Source organism: Streptomyces caelestis, assembly GCF_001279005.1.
Lineage (GTDB): Bacteria > Actinomycetota > Actinomycetes > Streptomycetales > Streptomycetaceae > Streptomyces > Streptomyces heliomycini.
The window spans coordinates 230644-246466 of record NZ_LGCN01000119.1; the positions used below are offsets into that span (position 1 = coordinate 230644).

Sequence of the window (15823 nt, forward strand, 5' to 3'; positions counted from 1 at the left end):
CGCTCCCGGGACACGTCCTCGGGGCAGGAGCGCGTCCACGCAGCCGCCGTCGACGCGCGGCGCCCCGCCCGTCGTCGCGGAGGCCTGCTCCGAGCCGGGGTGGACGACCATGTGGGCGATCTCCTCCGGCTCGCTCAGCCGTTGCGGCAGCGACCGCGGGCCGGTGCTCGCGCAGGAAGGCAAGAGCCGGGTCGGCCGCACCGCGGCTGGGGACGTCCGCCTCGAAACAGCGCCGCCACTCGTCGTCGGTGATCTCCGGCGGGTGCGCGGAACCGAAGACACCGAGGCCGGCGGCGAGGACGTCCACCCGCGGCAGGGCCTCGGCGACCTGCGCGGCACCCGCCTCGGTGGTCACGTCCGCCGCGACCGGCACCACGTCGGCGCCGGGCACCTCCCGCCCGAGGGCGGCGGCACGGCCGCGCACGCGCTCGGCGGAGCGTCCGTCGACCGCGCCCCGGGCGCCCGCCCGCGCCGGCCCGGCGGCGATCGCCGCACCGATGCCCCGGGCGGAGCCGGTGACCGGCGCCGTACGGCCCCTGAGATCGATCCGCACGTCGTGCACCCCCTTCGCCTGGGTACCAGTGCCTGCATGAGATGCCCGAACACGGACGCAAGGCGCTGCCCGCGCGCACGCTCCACCCGGTCCCGGTCCTTCCCCGCACCAGCGGTCGCATCACCGCGAACCGCCCGGCGGGCATACGCTTCTCGTAACGCACTCGCGAGGAGGCGGGAGACGACGTGACGGCCGAACACGCGGACGCGCCGGACGGCCGGACGGGGGCCGGGACCGGCGGGAACGGCGACGACCTGCTCGACGGGCTGGAGGTGGACGACCGGCGCCCGGAGCGGCCCGTGCTGCTCGACGCCGACGGCACCCCGATCGAGACCTGGCGGGAGAACCACCCCTACGACCGCAGGATCAAACGGGCGGAGTACGAGAGGACCAAGCGCATCCTGCAGATCGAGCTGCTGAAGATGCAGCGGTGGGTGAAGGACACCGGTCAGCGCGTCGTCGTGCTCTGCGAGGGACGGGACGCGGCCGGCAAGGGCGGCACCATCCAGCGGTTCATGGAACGCCTCAACCCCCGTGGCGCCCGTGTGGTCGCCCTGGAGAAGCCGACCGAGCGGGAGGCGGGACAGTGGTACTTCCAGCGCTATGTGGCCCACCTGCCGTCCCGCGGCGAGATCGTCTTCTTCGACCGCTCCTGGTACAACCGTGCGGGCGTCGAGCGGGTCATGGGGTTTTGCACGGACACCGAGTACCACCAGTTCCTCGAGCAGGCGCCCCTCTTCGAGCGGCTGCTCACCGACGACGGCATCATGCTGGTGAAGTTCTGGTTCTCCGTGTCCCGGGCCGAGCAGCGGACCCGGTTCGCGATCCGCCAGGTCGATCCGGTGCGCCGCTGGAAGCTGTCGCCGATGGACCTCGCCTCGCTCGACCGCTGGGACGACTACACCAAGGCCAAGATCGAGATGTTCCGGGCGACGGACACGCCCCACGCGCCGTGGACGGTCGTGAAGAACAACGACAAGCGCCGGGGCCGGCTGGAGGCCATGCGCAGCCTCCTGGACCGCTGCGACTATCCGGCGAAGGACCACGGGGCCCTGGGCAAGCCGGACCCGCTGATCGTGGGCGCGGCGGACACCCTGCTGGAGGCCGGTGAGGAACCCGCGGTCCTCTCACCGACCCCCCTCGCGGGACCCGGCCACGGCCCGGGCAGTCACCCGGGTACGTGACCCGCTCACCCCAGCGGCAGCGTCACCTCGCCCGCGCCCCGTGCCTGGGCCCCGCCGGCCACGCGCACCGTGAACGGGCGGTCGGTCCCGGACGCGGTGACCCGCAGGACGTCGCCGTCGCGCCGGACCCGGAACGTCGCCGCCGCGAGCCCCGCCGTGTCCGGCACGGTGACCTCGGCCGCGTAGTCGGCCGCGGCCGGGGGGTGCACGAGCAGGACCGGGGCGTCCAGCCAGTCGCCGTCGGGCCGGGAGTCGTCGCCGGCCAGCGGCAGCACGGCGCCCTCGCGGACGTAGAGCGGAAGGCTGTCGTAGCCGTGCCGTTCGGTGCGCCAGCACGGGCCGGTGACCCGCTCGCCGCTCAGCAGGTGGGTCCAGGCGCCCTCGGGCAGGTAGACCTCCACCTCGCCGTCCTCGCTGAACACCGGCGCGACCAGCAGATCGGGGCCGAGCATGTACTGGCGGTCGAGCGGGCGGCACGCCGGGTCGTGCGGGAACTCCAGCACCATGGGCCGCATCATCGGCACGCCCGTGCGGTGGGCCTCGACGGCGGCGCCGTACAGATACGGCATCAGGCGGTGCTTGAGCAGGGTGAACCGCCGGGCGACGTCGACCGCCTCGTCGCCGAACTCCCACGGCACCCGGTACGACGTGGAGCCGTGCAGCCGGCTGTGCGAGGAGAGCAGGCCGAAGGCGAGCCAGCGCTTGAACACCGAGGGGACGGGCGTGCCCTCGAAGCCGCCGATGTCGTGGCTCCAGAAGCCGAACCCGCTCAGCGACAGGGACAGCCCGCCGCGCAGCGACTCGGCCATCGCCTCGAAGGACGACCAGCAGTCGCCGCCCCAGTGGACCGGGTACTGCTGGCCGCCGGCGGTCGCGGACCGGGCGAAGAGCACCGCCTCACCCTGCCCGCGCTCCTTCTCCAGGAGCTCGAACACCGTCCGGTTGTACAGGTGCGTGTAGTAGTTGTGCATCCGCTCGGGGTCGGAGCCGTCGTGCCAGACGACATCGGTGGGGATGCGCTCGCCGAAGTCCGTCTTGAAGCTGTCCACCCCCTGGTCGAGCAGCGGCTTGAGCTTCGACTGGAACCAGGCGCGGGCGTCGGGACTGGTGAAGTCGACCAGTCCCATGCCGGCCTGCCACAGGTCCCACTGCCACACGTCGCCGTTCGGGCGGCGCACCAGGTGCCCGAGGGCCGCGGCCTCGTCGAAGAGCGGGGACTTCTGGGCGATGTACGGGTTGATCCAGGCGCTGATCCGCAGGCCCTTCTCCTTGAGCCGGGCCAGCATGCCCTCCGGGTCGGGGAAGACGTCCGGGTCCCACTGGAAGTCGCACCACTGGTACTCGCGCATCCAGAAGCAGTCGAAGTGGAACACCGACAGCGGGATGCCGCGCTCGGCCATGCCGTCGACGAACGACGTCACCGTCGCCTCGTCGTACGAGGTGGTGAAGGAGGTGCTGAGCCACAGGCCGAACGACCAGGCCGGGGGCAGGGCCGGGCGGCCGGTGAGGGCCGTGTAGCGGCCGAGGACGTCCTTCGGGGTGGGGCCGGCGACGACGTAGTACTCCAGCGCCTGGTCCTCGACGCTGAACTGGACCTGCCCGACGGACTCGGAGCCGATCTCGAAGGAGACGGCGCCGGGGTGGTTGACGAAGACGCCGTAGCCGCGGGAGGAGAGGTAGAACGGGACGTTCTTGTAGGCCTGCTCGCTGCTGGTGCCGCCGTCGGCCTGCCAGACGTCGACGGTCTGGCCGTTCTTGACGAACGGGGTGAAGCGCTCGCCCAGGCCGTAGACCTGCTCGCCGACGCCGAGCGACAGCCGGCTCAGCACGTGGTGGGCTCCCTCGCCGGTGGTGGCGAAGGCGGTGCTCTTGGCGCCGGCGCGGGTCAGTTCGCGTCCGTCCGCGTCGTGGAAGGTGAGCGCGAAGGGGCCCTCCCCGTCCAGGCGCAGGGACAGGGGACCGCTGGTCAGCTCGGTGACGGTGCCGCCTTGGCGTACCGTTCCCGCGCCGTCCGCGTCCCCGGTGAGGGCGAAGTCGGGGCCCGGCCGGTACTTGCCCGCGTGGTGGGTGACCCGCACGCCGATCACGCCCTCGGCGGGGGAGAAGCACTCGACCGTGATCAGCGGGGCGTTCAGGGTGTCGCCCCTGCGTGTCACTTTCTTCACGGCGGCGTAGCCGGTGAAGCGCTTCGATTCCGGGCGCACATCGCGCACCTCGGTGGCGTACGCGATCTGGACGCCGTCGCGGATGCGCCAGAAGCCGTCAGTGAATTTCATGGTCTTCCTCGGAGGGGGAGGGCGGCAGAGGCCCGGGAGAAAGCCTCTGACCAGGAACTATGACAGGAGACGCAGAACCTGTCACGCCTTGGGACAAGCAGATCGTATCGCTGGGGGGCTAGCGCGACCGGCTTCTGCTGACGTATTAGTAATCAGGCAAAACAAATTACACCCGGTGCAGCGCCAGGCAACACCTCGGCGAGAGTCGTCACCAGTCGAAGCGCTTCACCAGCCTCCTGAACGAGTCACCGGCTCAGCACACGCCGAGCCGGTCCCCACGCAAGGGCACCCACCGTGACAGCACTTCCTCCGGTTGCCGCACACCGCGCGCGCGGACGTTCACGCGGAGCCGCCACGTCGTTCGCCGCCGTCTCCGTCCTCATCGCCGGAGCGGCGCTGACCGGCTGCGCACAGCAGCGCGACAGCGACGTGTACACCGTGATGAACTCCTCGACCGACGAGACCTACCACCGCTGGGACGCCGAGGCGATGGCCCGCTGCGGCGAGCAGCTGGGCGTACGCGTCGAGCAGCAGAGCGTCCCCGCCTCGCAGGTGATGACGAAGGCCCTGCGGATGGCCTCGTCGAAGTCGCTGCCGGACATCGTGCAGTTCGACGCCTCCGAGATGCCGACCTTCGCCGACGCCGGCGGGCTCGTCGACCTGCGCTCCCTGGGCCTCGCCACCGACGACATCCCCGAGGGCATCGTCGACTTCGGCTCCTACAAGGGCACGTACTACGGAGCGGCCCGCTCCGTGAACACCCTCGCCCTCTTCTACAACAAGGACGTCCTGGACGAGGCGGGCGTCCCGGTGCCCACCACCTGGGACGAGCTGCGGCGGACGGCGAAGAGGCTCACCGAGGGCAACCGGTACGGCCTGGCGCTCAGCGCGGGCGGCGCCGAGGACGGCGTCTTCCAGTTCACGCCCTTCATGTGGTCCAACGGCGGTGACGAGACGGACCTCGACAGCCCTCGGGTCGTCGAGGCGCTCGACTACTGGAAGGCGCTGCTCCAGGACGGGTCGCTGTCCAAGTCCACGGTCAACTGGACGCAGGCCGACGTGAACGACCAGTTCATGGCCGGGAACGCCGCGATGATGATCAACGGCCCGTGGCAGGTCGAGACCCTCAACACCAAGAAGTCGCTGCACTGGGAGATCGCGCAGATCCCCGTCCCCGAGGCGGGCGCCGACTCGGTGGGGCCGCTCGGCGGCGCCGTGCTCACCGTGCCCCGCACCGGCGACACCGAGCGCGAGAAGACCGCCGGCCGGATCGTCGCCTGTCTGGCGAGCGAGAAGGAACAGCTCACCTACGCCCTGAACAGCTGGATGGTCCCGGCCAACGAGAAGGCCGCCGCGAAGTGGCGCGAGGAGGTGCCCGAGCTGGACGCGCTGGCCGACCAGGTCGCCGCCGCCCGGTCCCGCACCGCCAAGCTCGGCGCCGGCTGGTCGGGCGTGTCGCTCGCCCTGCAGAGCGCCTTCCAGTCCGCCCTGACCGGCCAGTCCAGCGAGACCGCCCTGCAGCGCGCCCAGCAGCGCGCCACGAGCGGGAACTGAGGTACGCGCCCATGACCACGTCCACCGTCACCGCTCCGGCGCCCGCGAAGACCTCCGGGAAGGGCGCCGCGCCGGACCCGGCCCGGCAGCGGCTGCGCCGCCGACTCGCCCAGTGGGGCTTCGTCGCCCCCGCCGTCGTCTTCATGCTGCTGTTCTTCGGCTATCCGCTCGTCCGCAACATCGTGATGAGCTTCCAGCACTACACGCCGAAGACGTTCTTCACCGGCGAGGCCCCCTTCAACGGCGCCGACAACTGGTCGTCCGTCTTCCAGGACGCCCTGTTCGGCAAGGCCCTGTGGCACACCCTCGTCTTCACCGCCGGATCCCTGCTCGGCCAGTTCTGCATCGGCCTCGCCCTCGCCGTCTTCTTCAACCGCAGGTTCCCCCTCGGGGGCGTCCTGCGGTCGCTGATCCTGCTGCCCTGGCTGGTGCCCATGGTGGTGTCCGGCATCGTGTGGCGCCGCATCCTCGACCAGGACACCGGCGTGCTCAACACCTTCCTGGACACCCTGGGGCTGGGCGGTCAGACCCCGTGGCTGACCAGCCCCGACATGGCGCTGCTCTCGGTGATCCTGGTCAACATCTGGATCGGCATCCCGTTCAACATGGTCATCCTGTACGGCGGCCTCCAGGAGATCCCCAAGGAGCTGTACGAGGCCGCCTCCCTGGACGGCGCCTCGGGCTGGCGGACCTTCCGCTCCGTCACCCTGCCGATGCTCAAGCCGGTGATCACGGTCGTCCTGGTGCTCGGCTTCATGTCGACGGTCAAGATCCTCGACCTGATCCTCGCCCTCACCGACGGCGGACCCGCCGACGCCACCCAGACCCTGGGCACGCTCACCTACCAGAACTCCTTCGTGGAGCTGGACTTCGGCGCCGGCGCGGTCGTCGGCAACGTACTCATCCTCATCTCCGCGGTGTTCGCGGTGTTCTACCTGCGGGCCAACCGCACCGAGGGGAAGTGACCGACATGGCCGCTCACACTCCCGCCGCGTCCCGACGCCGCTGGGGCTCCACCGCCGCCGGCGTGCTCGTCCTGGGCGTGATGCTCTTTCCGCTGTACTGGATGCTCAACACGGCGCTCCAGCCCGAGTCGGGCCTGCTCCAGGTCGACCCGGTGCCCGGCAGCCTGGACCTCTCCGGATTCTCCAAGGCCTTCGGCGACCAGGGCGGACATCTGCTGACCTCGCTGCTGGTCTCGTTCGGCGCCGTCGCCATCTGCCTGGCCGTCTCCGCCCCGGCGGCCTACGGGCTGGCCCGGTTCGGCCTGCGCGGCTCGCGCACGATCGTGTTCGGCACCCTGATCACCCAGATGGTGCCGGGCATCGTCATCGCCAACGCCCTCTACAACTCGTACGTCGACCTGGGCCTGGTGAACTCCTACTTCGGCCTGATGCTCGCGGACGCCTCGCTCGGCATCCCGTTCTCCATCGTCCTGATGCGCTCCTTCATGGTGTCCATCCCGGGCGAGGTCATCGAGGCCGCCGAGATCGACGGCGCCGGTCCGGTGCGGGTCTTCCTGCGGGTGGTGCTCCCGATGAGCCGCAACTCGCTGATCACCTCCGGCCTGTTCGCGTTCCTGTTCTCGTGGAGCGACTTCATGTTCGCGCTCACCCTGAACACCACCGACGACGTCAAGCCGATCACGCTGGGCATCTACCAGTACATCGGCGCCCACGTCGGGGACTGGGGCGCGGTGATGGCCGCGTCCGTGCTCTCCGCCGTCCCGGCCGCGATCCTGCTCGTCCTCGCCCAGAAGTACATCGCCGCCGGCATCACCGGGGGCTCCGTCAAGTGATCACCACCGCACACACCGGGATGGACCGACCCGCATGAGCGACTTCCCCCGTTTCCCGCCCGGCTTCGTCCTCGGCGCCGCGACCGCCTCCTACCAGATCGAGGGCGCGGCGTACGAGGACGGCCGCGGCCCGTCGATCTGGGACACCTACAGCCACACCCCCGGCCTGGTCGCGAACGGCGACACCGGTGACGTCGCCTGCGACCACTACCACCGCTACCCCGAGGACGTGGCGCTGCTGCGCGACCTCGGCGTCGGCTCGTACCGCTTCTCGGTCGCCTGGCCGCGCATCGTGCCCGACGGCGCCGGCCCGGTGAACCCCAAGGGCCTGGACTTCTACTCCCGCCTGGTCGACGAGCTCCTCGCCGCCGGCATCGAGCCCGCCGCCACCCTCTACCACTGGGACCTCCCGCAGGCGCTGGAGGACCGGGGCGGCTGGCGGGTGCGGGAGACCGCCGAGCGGTTCGCCGAGTACGCGGCCGTCGTCGCCGAGCACCTGGGCGACCGGGTGCCCCGCTGGATCACCCTCAACGAGCCGTGGTGCAGCGCCTTCCTCGGCTACTCCGTGGGCCGTCACGCGCCGGGCGCCCGCGAGGGCCGGGGCGCCCTGGCCGCCGCCCACCACCTCCTGGTCGGCCACGGACTCGCCGTCCGGGCGCTCCGGTCCGCCGGGGTCCGCGAGGTCGGCATCACCCTCAACCTCGACCACCACCTGCCCGCCACCGGCTCCGTCGCCGACCGGGAGGCCGTCGTGCGCGCCGACACCCTGCACAACCTGGTGTGGACGGAGCCGATCCTCGCCGGGCGCTACCCGGACACCGAGGAGGACACCTGGGGCGAACTGATCACCGGACAGGACTTCCGCCGCGACGGCGACCTGGAGCTGATCAGCCGGCCGCTGGACTTCCTCGGCATCAACTACTACCGCCCGATCGTCGTCGCCGACGCCCCGTACCGCGAGGGCGACCCCGCCCTGCGCGTGGCGACCGACAACCGCTACGCCGAGACGGCGATGCCCGGCGTCCGGCACACCGCGATGGGCTGGCCGGTGGCCCCGGACACCTTCACCGATCTCCTGGTGGACCTGAAGGAGCAGTACGGGGACGCCCTGCCGCCGGTGCACATCACCGAGAACGGCTCCGCCGAGGACGACGAGGTGAGCGCGGACGGCGCCGTGCACGACACCGGCCGGGTGGCGTACCTGCGCGACCACCTCACCGCGCTGCGGGCCGCGATCGACGCGGGCGTGGACGTGCGCGGCTACTACGTGTGGTCCCTGCTCGACAACTTCGAGTGGGCCTTCGGCTACGACAAGCGCTTCGGCATCGTCCGGGTCGACTACGACACGCAGCGGCGCACCCCGAAGGACAGCTACCACTGGTACCGGCGCATGATCGCCGCCCAGCGGCCCTGACGGACCGACCCTAGGCGGTGCCCTCACGAGCGTCGAAGGCGCCGCCGACGCCCGGTCCCGGCTCCGCCGTGAGCGGCCGGACGACGGGGGAGCCGGTGGGCGCGGGGCCGCCCGCGTCCCCCGTCCCCGCGGTGGCGAAGGGCTTGCGCAGCAGGAGCAGGGCCGCGTCGTCGTGCAGCCGGCCACCCACGTGGTCCAGCAGATCCTGGTGCAGCGCGGCGAGCGTGCGGGCCGGCTCGTCGCACAGGTGCCGGGCCAGGCCCTCGGCCAGCGGGTAGAACTCACGCTCGGTGTCGCGGGCCTCCGTGACCCCGTCGGTGTAGAGCAGCAACTGGTCCCCCTCGTCGAGGGACACCACCTGGAGGCCGGGGGACTCGCCCGTCAGGGCGCGCAGCCCCAGGGGAGGCGCCGGGCGGACGGGGTCCACCGGCACCACCTCGGCGCCGCGGACCAGCAGCGGGGGAGCGTGTCCGCAGTTGACCACCTCCAGCCGCCCCGGCTCCGGGTAGCCGGCGACGACGGCGGTGACGAAGTCGTCGTCGCCGAGGTTGCGGGCCAGGCTCCGTTCGATCCGGGAGACGACGTCCAGCAGCTCCGGCTCGTCGTGGGCGGCCTCCCGGAAGACACCGAGCACGAGGGCGGCCGTCCCCACCGCGGGCAGCCCCTTGCCGCGCACGTCGCCGACGATCATCCGGACCCCGTACGGAGTGGGGACGAGCGCGTAGAGGTCCCCGCCGATCCGGGCCTCCGCCGCCGCGGCGCTGTAGTGGACCGCCGTCCGGAACGGACCGACGGTCTCCGGGACGGGCACGAGCAGGGCGTGCTGCGCGGTCTCCGCGACGGAACGGACGGCGGCGAGCACCCGCTCCCGGCGGGCGCGCAGGACGCCGGCGAGCGTGCCGGCCAGGGCGACGGCCACCAGCGTGGAGAGGACGACGGCCAGCTCCGAGGCCGCCATCCCGCGCCGGACGCCGATGCCCGCGCCGAGGAGCGCGGCGAGGAGCCCGACCCCGAGGACGCCGGCCGGCCGGCTGGTGGCCGCCGCCAGCGCCGGACCGGCGGCGAGCAACGGCAGCCACACCGTGCCCGTCCCGCCGACGAGGTCGACGAACACGACGGCGCAGACGATCAGTACGGAGAGGGCGGGGGTGCCGGCGACCCAGTGCGCGACGGCCCGTGCCCGGAGCGACCACGCGTGGCGGACCCCCCGTTCGTACTGCCGCATCGGCCGGTGGTCGCGTCCATGCTGACGGGCGTGACTCATGTGTCGTCCGCAGTCCTCACCTTTGCGCGGTGTGCGCGCATCCGTCATGTCTGACTCCATCAGGAAAGATGATGGTTGAGGACGTCACAAGGGGATGCTTTTCAGATAGTGAACGACAGTCCCCGGGTCACCCGCCCGGCGGTCGGCAGGAGGCGCTCGCGGACCTCGTCGAGCCGGTGCAGCCGGTCCTTCGGCATGGAGACGCCGAGCGAGCCCAGGGTGTTCCCGCTGTAGACCGGCACCGCGATGCAGACGGTGCCCAGGGAGTACTCCTCCAGGTCGGTGACGGCCGGGGCCAGGGCGCTGCGCTCCAGCCGGCGGACCAGCTCCTCGGCCGTGGTGATCGTCCGCGGGGTGAGGTCGTTCAGCGGATGCCGGGAGAGGTACTCCCTGCGCGCCTCGTCGTCGAGCTCCCGGAGCACCGACTTGCCCAGCGCGGTGGCGTGCCCGGCGTCCTCGAACCCCACCCACAGCTCGGCCCGCGGGGTGCGGGGACCGTCGACGATCTCGGCGACGCGGATCTCGCCGTCCTCGTAGAAGGTGAGGTAGGCGGCGCTGGACAGCTCGTCCCGCAGCGCGGCGAGCGCCGGGCGGACCCGGCTGAGCAGCGTCTGGCCGTGGCCCGCCGTGTGCAGGGTCTGGAACCGGTCGCCCAGGACGAATCCACCGTCCTCCAGCTTGCGCAGGTACCCGTCGTGCACCAGCGTGCGCAGCAGGTGGTAGGCCGTGGCCAGGGGCAGGCCCGTCTCCCGTGCCAGCTGTTTCGCCGGCGCGCCGTTGCGATGGGCGCTCACCGCCTCCAGCAGCCGGAAGGCCCGCTGCACGGAGGTGATGAGCGTCGGGCTCGCGCCCATGGGACCAGCCTGCGCCGGCCGCCCGCCGCAGGCAAGACCGGCGTCGCTCCCGCTTCCCGCCGCGGCCGGACGCCGCGTCGCTCAGTGGGCCGCCGCCTTCACTGTCGTGAGGTCCTCACCGGTCAGTTCCGCGATCCGGTGGGCCGGAACCCCGGTGGCCAGCGCCCGCGTCAGCAGTCCGTCCCGTCCGTTCGTGCAGGACCGGTAGGCCAGCAGTTCCTCCTCCACCCGTGCCTGGTCCGGGGGAGTGAGTTCACCGCGCAGGCGGCTCAGCTCCTCGGCGCCGAGCGGAACGGGAAGGCGTTCGGTGCCCTCCGGAATGGCCCCCGTCTCCTCGGGCGGGAGGAGGCGCAACCGGGGGGAGGTGACGGTGACCCCCTGCGCGCCGAGCCAGGCCCGCACCGCCGGCGTGTCCAGGCAGGCGAGTTCCCCCACGGCGGTCAGGGGGACGCCGAGCGGTCCGTCCGCGTCGTCGAGCAGGACCAGGTAGGCGTCGTCGGTCATGTCCGGATGTCCCTTCCTCACGGGAAAGCGGTCACTGATCGCAGCTCCTCTACCCCGTGAAGGCACTCTCACCGCGCACCGCCCACCATGGGGTGACCACCGTCCCGCGACCTCGGTCCGGCCGTGGCTCGTCGGCGGAAGCCCCGGAAGCCCCGGAAGCCCCGGAAGGTTGCGTGAACGCGGGGGAACGGACGGGCGCCCACCGGAATGCGGCCGGGTCCGCACGGAGCGGACCCGGCCGGCGGGTTGGCGGGGATCACGCCGCCGCGCGAGGGCTCAGGGAGCGGGGACCTCGTCCACGAAGGACGTGCCGGCGTCACGGTACGCGTCGATCCTCGCGGACACCTGGGCCGGGGTGAGCACCTGGTCCTTGACGTGCAGCACGTAGTCGACCTGCTGGTCGTAGGCGCGGGGTGTGGTCGACGTCTGGCCGTCGAGGTCGATCAGCCACTGGTTGAAGTTGATCGACATCGGGCGCTCGGGCAGGTACGCGGCGTCGTGGGTGCCGAAGTGCTGCCCGTCCACGTAATAGGTGATGGCGGTGTCGTCGATGGTCACGACGAGGTCGTGCCAGCCGGCGAAGCTGCGCCGGCTCTCGCTGTGCTGGTTGACGGCCTGCCAGGGATCGGGATCGTAGGTCTCCCACGAGGTCGTGTACAGGATGTTGGACGGCTCGCCCCAGCCCCCGTTGGGCAGGTACTCGAAGTCGTACTCGGCGTAGTCGTCGGCCATCGGGGCCTTGAGGTCGTTGATGGTGAAGAAGGTCTGGACGACGCGGTCGCCGTCGGGGCCGTACTTCGGGGCGTCGGAGAACCGCACCCGGGCGGCGTAGGTGCCGTTCCTGAACTTCATGCTCCTGGTGAGGACTTCGGTGTGGACGGTGGAGGCGCCGGTGCCGGCGGTGGAGGTCTCCAGGTTCATCACCGAGTTGCCGTCCGAGGCGCTGAAGGTGACCTTGGACGGGTCCCAGGCCGCGCCGGGCACGCCGGGGCCGCCGGAGTTGGAGCGCACGCTCCAGCCGTGCGCGGAGAGCGCCGGGTCGGTGTGCGAGGTGTAGGCGAAGTCGTCGAACAGGGTCTGGCCGCCGCCTGGTGGGTCGGTCTGGTCGTCACCCTCGGGGGCCGTGCCCCACACGGTGGCGTCGGCGAGCCGGGCGGTGACCCTGTTCCAGTCGGCGTACGAGGTCTGGGCGCCGCCGAAGGAGTAGTCGTCGCTCTGCCGCAGCGTCCGCCAGTCGGCCCGGTGGAAGCGCAGTTGCATGTCCCCGGTGTCGGCGCCGGGGACCAGCGATCCGGCGGACGCGGTGAACCCGATCTCCAGGTAGCGGTCGGCCGTCGCCGTGGGGTGGGCGAGCGTCCCGAACGTGCCGGTGACGGCGGAGCAGCCCCTGACCGCCCAGGAGCAGGCGAAGCGGTACGAGGCGTCCGGGGAGTCGGCCTTGAAGTAGTAGCGGATCTTTACCTGGCTCAACTGCACGGTGGTGGAACCGGTGTTGCGGACCTTGAACCAGGGCTCGCTCTGGTCGGCGGTGGCCCCGCCGGAGCCGGTGCGGTACTGGACGGCGAGGGCGCCGTCCGCGGCGGCGGCGGTGGTGGCGGGGAGGCCGGCCAGGGCGGCGCCGCCGAGCAGGGCGGTCAGCGCGAGTGCCGCTCGGGTGCGGCGGCCGGTGGGACGAGTGTTCATCCGTGTTCCTTTCGCTGTGGGGGTGGCGCACGGTGGATCGTCTGTGCGGCGTGTGCGGGTGCCGCCTCGTGCCATGGAGCGCGAGGGGTGGCTCGGACCCTCGCGGGACACGGACGGACGGCGGGCGGCGGTACACGCACGACCCTCGGGGCTGACCAGTTGGGCTCCGAGGCTTTACCAGTCGATGTCGAACGAAGGTGGCATGGACCAATGGGGCCGTCAACCCTCCTGGCACGTGCGGCACTTGGCGTCCTCGAGTGGGTTTTCCCGACCGGTGGACCAGTTATGGTCGAGGACGTACCAGTGCCACGACGGCCCCACGGCCCGCCGGTCCGACGACGAACGAGGGTCCCCCGTATGGAGATCGATCCCGCCGCATCAGGCGCCGTGCTCAAGCGTGAACGGGTCCGCGACGCGATCCTCGAGCTCATCGAGGTCCGGCGTCCCGGCGACGCCATCCCCTCGGAACGCAGCCTGTGCGCCCGGCTCGGCGTCTCCCGGCCCACGCTGCGCGCCGCCGTGGACGAACTCGTGGTCGCGGGGCTGCTGGTGCGCGAGCACGGCCGCGGCATGTTCGTCGCCGCCGAGAAGATCACCCAGGAACTGGTCCCCGGACGGGGCTCCTTCGCCGTGCCGCGGGCCGGCGGGGTGTGGACCAGCCGGGTCCTGGAGCTGCGCACCCTCCCGGCCGGCGCGCGGGTGGGCCGCAGACTGCGTCTGTCGCCCGCGGCGCGGATCCGGTACGTGGCCCGCCTCCGGCTGGTCGACGGCTCGCCCATGGCCATCGAGTACCTGCACGTCCCGGCGGACCTCGTGCCGGAGCTGACCAGGGAGGAACTGGAACAGGGCGATCTGTACGAGCACTTCCGCGACCGCCACGGTGTGCGGGTCGGCGAGGCGGTGCAGTCCATCGAGCCCACCGTGGTGACCCGCGCGGAGGCGGATCTGCTCGAAGTGCCCGAGCTGTCGCCCGCCCTGCTGTTCGAACGCCTCACCACCGACACCGGTGACCGCCCGGTCGAGTACGTCCACTCGCTCTACCGGGGAGACCGGTACCGCATCGTCTCGCGGCTCGCTCTCGCTCCCCGCACCGTCCCCGCGCCGCCGCCCGGAGGACACCACCCCGGCATCCCTCCCGGGGACTTCCCGTCCGGCGGGCCGGTCGCCCTCTCCACACGCGGCGTGGTGCAGAACGACCGGTGAGCCGGCGAGGGCCCCGCCGGCGGCCTCGTGCCGGGGGAAGCGCGCCAGGTGTCCGCCCGTCCCCCGAAGACTCGGAAATTCCTTAGCCGTTTCGGTGCTTGCATGGCTGCCACGAGGACGGCTCGTGAGTCAGCGCGGACCGCGCGTCTCGGTATGCGGCAGGACCGGCCCTCCGGCCGGTGCGCCAGAGGGTGCGCGTCTCGCGTCGAAGGCCGCCGCTTCCGGTCCGCGGGCGCGGTGCGGACTCCCGCCGACCGGTCCTCCCCGTGGCGGTGGAAAGAGAGAAGATGTCCAAGCGCGCACTGATCACCGGAATCACCGGACAGGACGGCTCGTACCTGGCGGAACACCTGCTGAGCCAGGGGTACCGGGTGTGGGGGCTCTGCCGTGGCCAGGCCAATCCGCGAAGGGACCGGATCGCCGAGCTGATCCCCGGCCTGTCCTTCGTGGACGGCGACCTGATGGACCAGGGCAGCCTGGTCTCCGCGGTCGACCTGGTCCAGCCCGACGAGGTCTACAACCTGGGGGCCGTCTCGTTCGTCCCCATGTCCTGGCAGCAGCCCGAACTGGTCACCGAGGTCAACGGCACCGGCGTGCTGCGCATGCTCGAGGCCATCCGCATGGTCAGCGGACTCAGCAAGTCCTCCGGCGGCGGCCCCCGGGGCCAGATCCGCTTCTACCAGGCGTCGTCCTCGGAGATGTTCGGCCAGGTCGCCGAGAGCCCGCAGAGCGAGACGACCCGCTTCCACCCGCGCAGCCCGTACGGCGTGGCCAAGACCTTCGGCCACTACATCACCCGCAACTACCGCGAGTCGTTCGGGATGTACGGCGTCTCCGGCATCCTCTTCAACCACGAGTCCCCGCGCCGCGGCGCCGAGTTCGTGACCCGGAAGATCACCCTGGCCGTGGCCCAGATCAAGCTGGGCCTGATGGACAAGGTCAGCCTCGGCAACCTGGACGCCGAGCGCGACTGGGGCTTCGCCGGCGACTACGTGCGCGCCATGCACCTGATGCTCCAGCAGGAGGAGCCCGGCGACTACGTCGTGGGCACCGGGCGGATGCACACGGTGCGCGACGCCGCACGCATCGCCTTCGAGCACGTGGGCCTGGACTGGCGCGACCACGTGGTGATCGACCCCGGCCTGGTGCGGCCCGCCGAGGTCGAGACGCTGTGCGCCGATTCGACCAACGCCCGCAAGGAGCTGGGCTGGGAGCCCGAGGTCGACTTCGAGCAGCTGATGTGCATGATGGTCGAGTCCGACCTGCGCCAGGCCTCCCGCGACCGCGACTACAGCCGGCTGGTGGCCGCCACCGGCAGCTGGTAGGCCCGTCCGGCCGTCGGGCCGCCCCGCGCCCCGGCGCCACACACTAGGGATTTCCGCAGACGTACCGCCCGAGACTGGGCCCATGGTCTGCGGAAGTGTGTGCACGGCACGCGCGCTGCGCGCGTGGTGCGAAGGAGTCGCCGCGGCGGTCCCCGCCCGGCGCGGTGCCGGGGACCGGCCACGGACGGGCGGACCCCGGCACCGCGTACGG

The 15823-nt window shown here is 71.8% G+C and carries 12 protein-coding genes and 1 pseudogene; 7 read left to right on the forward strand and 6 right to left on the reverse strand.

Annotated features, from left to right (window positions below):
• Nucleotides 1–21: 21 nt before the first annotated feature.
• A pseudogene (locus ADK41_RS11855) lies at nt 22–553 on the reverse strand (SDR family NAD(P)-dependent oxidoreductase); the annotation flags it as partial.
• Nucleotides 554–738: 185 nt separating this feature from the next.
• On the opposite strand from ADK41_RS11855, the gene ppk2 reads away from it, so the two are divergent.
• The gene (gene ppk2 / locus ADK41_RS11860) at nt 739–1737 is read left to right on the forward strand and encodes a polyphosphate kinase 2 (RefSeq protein WP_030821122.1); all 999 of its coding nucleotides are present in this window, start codon (nt 739–741) and stop codon (nt 1735–1737) included.
• Between the two features lie 5 nt (nt 1738–1742).
• On the opposite strand, the gene yicI is transcribed toward ppk2, so the two are convergent.
• Entirely contained in the window at nt 1743–4013 is a 2271-nt protein-coding gene (gene yicI, locus ADK41_RS11865; RefSeq protein WP_030821121.1) for an alpha-xylosidase, read from the reverse strand.
• A 294-nt stretch (nt 4014–4307) separates the two neighbouring features.
• On the opposite strand from yicI, the gene ADK41_RS11870 reads away from it, so the two are divergent.
• The 4 genes from ADK41_RS11870 to ADK41_RS11885 are packed head-to-tail and all read left to right on the forward strand — an operon-like array spanning nt 4308 to nt 8779.
• Nucleotides 4308–5567, forward strand: coding sequence for an ABC transporter substrate-binding protein (locus ADK41_RS11870; RefSeq protein WP_030821120.1), 1260 nt, complete (start codon nt 4308–4310; stop codon nt 5565–5567).
• 11 nt (nt 5568–5578) lie between these two features.
• Nucleotides 5579–6532, forward strand: a complete 954-nt coding sequence (locus ADK41_RS11875; protein ID WP_030821118.1) for a carbohydrate ABC transporter permease — start codon at nt 5579–5581, stop codon at nt 6530–6532.
• A gap of 5 nt (nt 6533–6537) precedes the next feature.
• Complete coding sequence (locus ADK41_RS11880; RefSeq protein ID WP_030821116.1) at nt 6538–7365, forward strand: carbohydrate ABC transporter permease; 828 nt, start codon at nt 6538–6540, stop codon at nt 7363–7365.
• 34 nt (nt 7366–7399) lie between these two features.
• On the forward strand, nt 7400–8779 hold the full coding sequence (locus ADK41_RS11885; RefSeq protein ID WP_030821114.1) for a GH1 family beta-glucosidase: 1380 nt from the start codon (nt 7400–7402) through the stop codon (nt 8777–8779).
• Between the two features lie 10 nt (nt 8780–8789).
• Here ADK41_RS11885 and ADK41_RS11890 read toward each other — a convergent pair whose 3' ends face one another.
• The 4 genes from ADK41_RS11890 to ADK41_RS11905 form a co-directional block, all read right to left on the reverse strand.
• Nucleotides 8790–10004 carry a PP2C family protein-serine/threonine phosphatase gene (locus tag ADK41_RS11890; RefSeq protein WP_106979384.1) on the reverse strand — a complete coding sequence of 405 codons (1215 nt, stop codon included), beginning with the start codon at nt 10002–10004 and terminating at the stop codon, nt 8790–8792.
• A 140-nt stretch (nt 10005–10144) separates the two neighbouring features.
• The gene (locus ADK41_RS11895) at nt 10145–10897 is read right to left on the reverse strand and encodes an IclR family transcriptional regulator (protein ID WP_030821108.1); all 753 of its coding nucleotides are present in this window, start codon (nt 10895–10897) and stop codon (nt 10145–10147) included.
• An 81-nt stretch (nt 10898–10978) separates the two neighbouring features.
• Nucleotides 10979–11401, reverse strand: coding sequence for a DUF6003 family protein (locus tag ADK41_RS11900; RefSeq protein WP_030821105.1), 423 nt, complete (start codon nt 11399–11401; stop codon nt 10979–10981).
• A 276-nt stretch (nt 11402–11677) separates the two neighbouring features.
• Nucleotides 11678–13084: a cellulose binding domain-containing protein gene (locus tag ADK41_RS11905; protein WP_030821102.1), complete on the reverse strand. Its 1407-nt coding sequence runs from the start codon at nt 13082–13084 to the stop codon at nt 11678–11680.
• A gap of 357 nt (nt 13085–13441) precedes the next feature.
• Between ADK41_RS11905 and ADK41_RS11910 the strand changes: the two genes are divergently transcribed.
• Both ADK41_RS11910 and ADK41_RS11915 read left to right on the forward strand, forming a co-directional pair.
• Complete coding sequence (locus tag ADK41_RS11910) at nt 13442–14287, forward strand: GntR family transcriptional regulator (protein WP_030821099.1); 846 nt, start codon at nt 13442–13444, stop codon at nt 14285–14287.
• 287 nt (nt 14288–14574) lie between these two features.
• A complete protein-coding gene (locus ADK41_RS11915; protein ID WP_030821096.1) occupies nt 14575–15612 on the forward strand; it encodes a GDP-mannose 4,6-dehydratase in 1038 nt (345 codons plus the stop codon).
• The last annotated feature ends 211 nt before the right edge of the window (nt 15613–15823 follow it).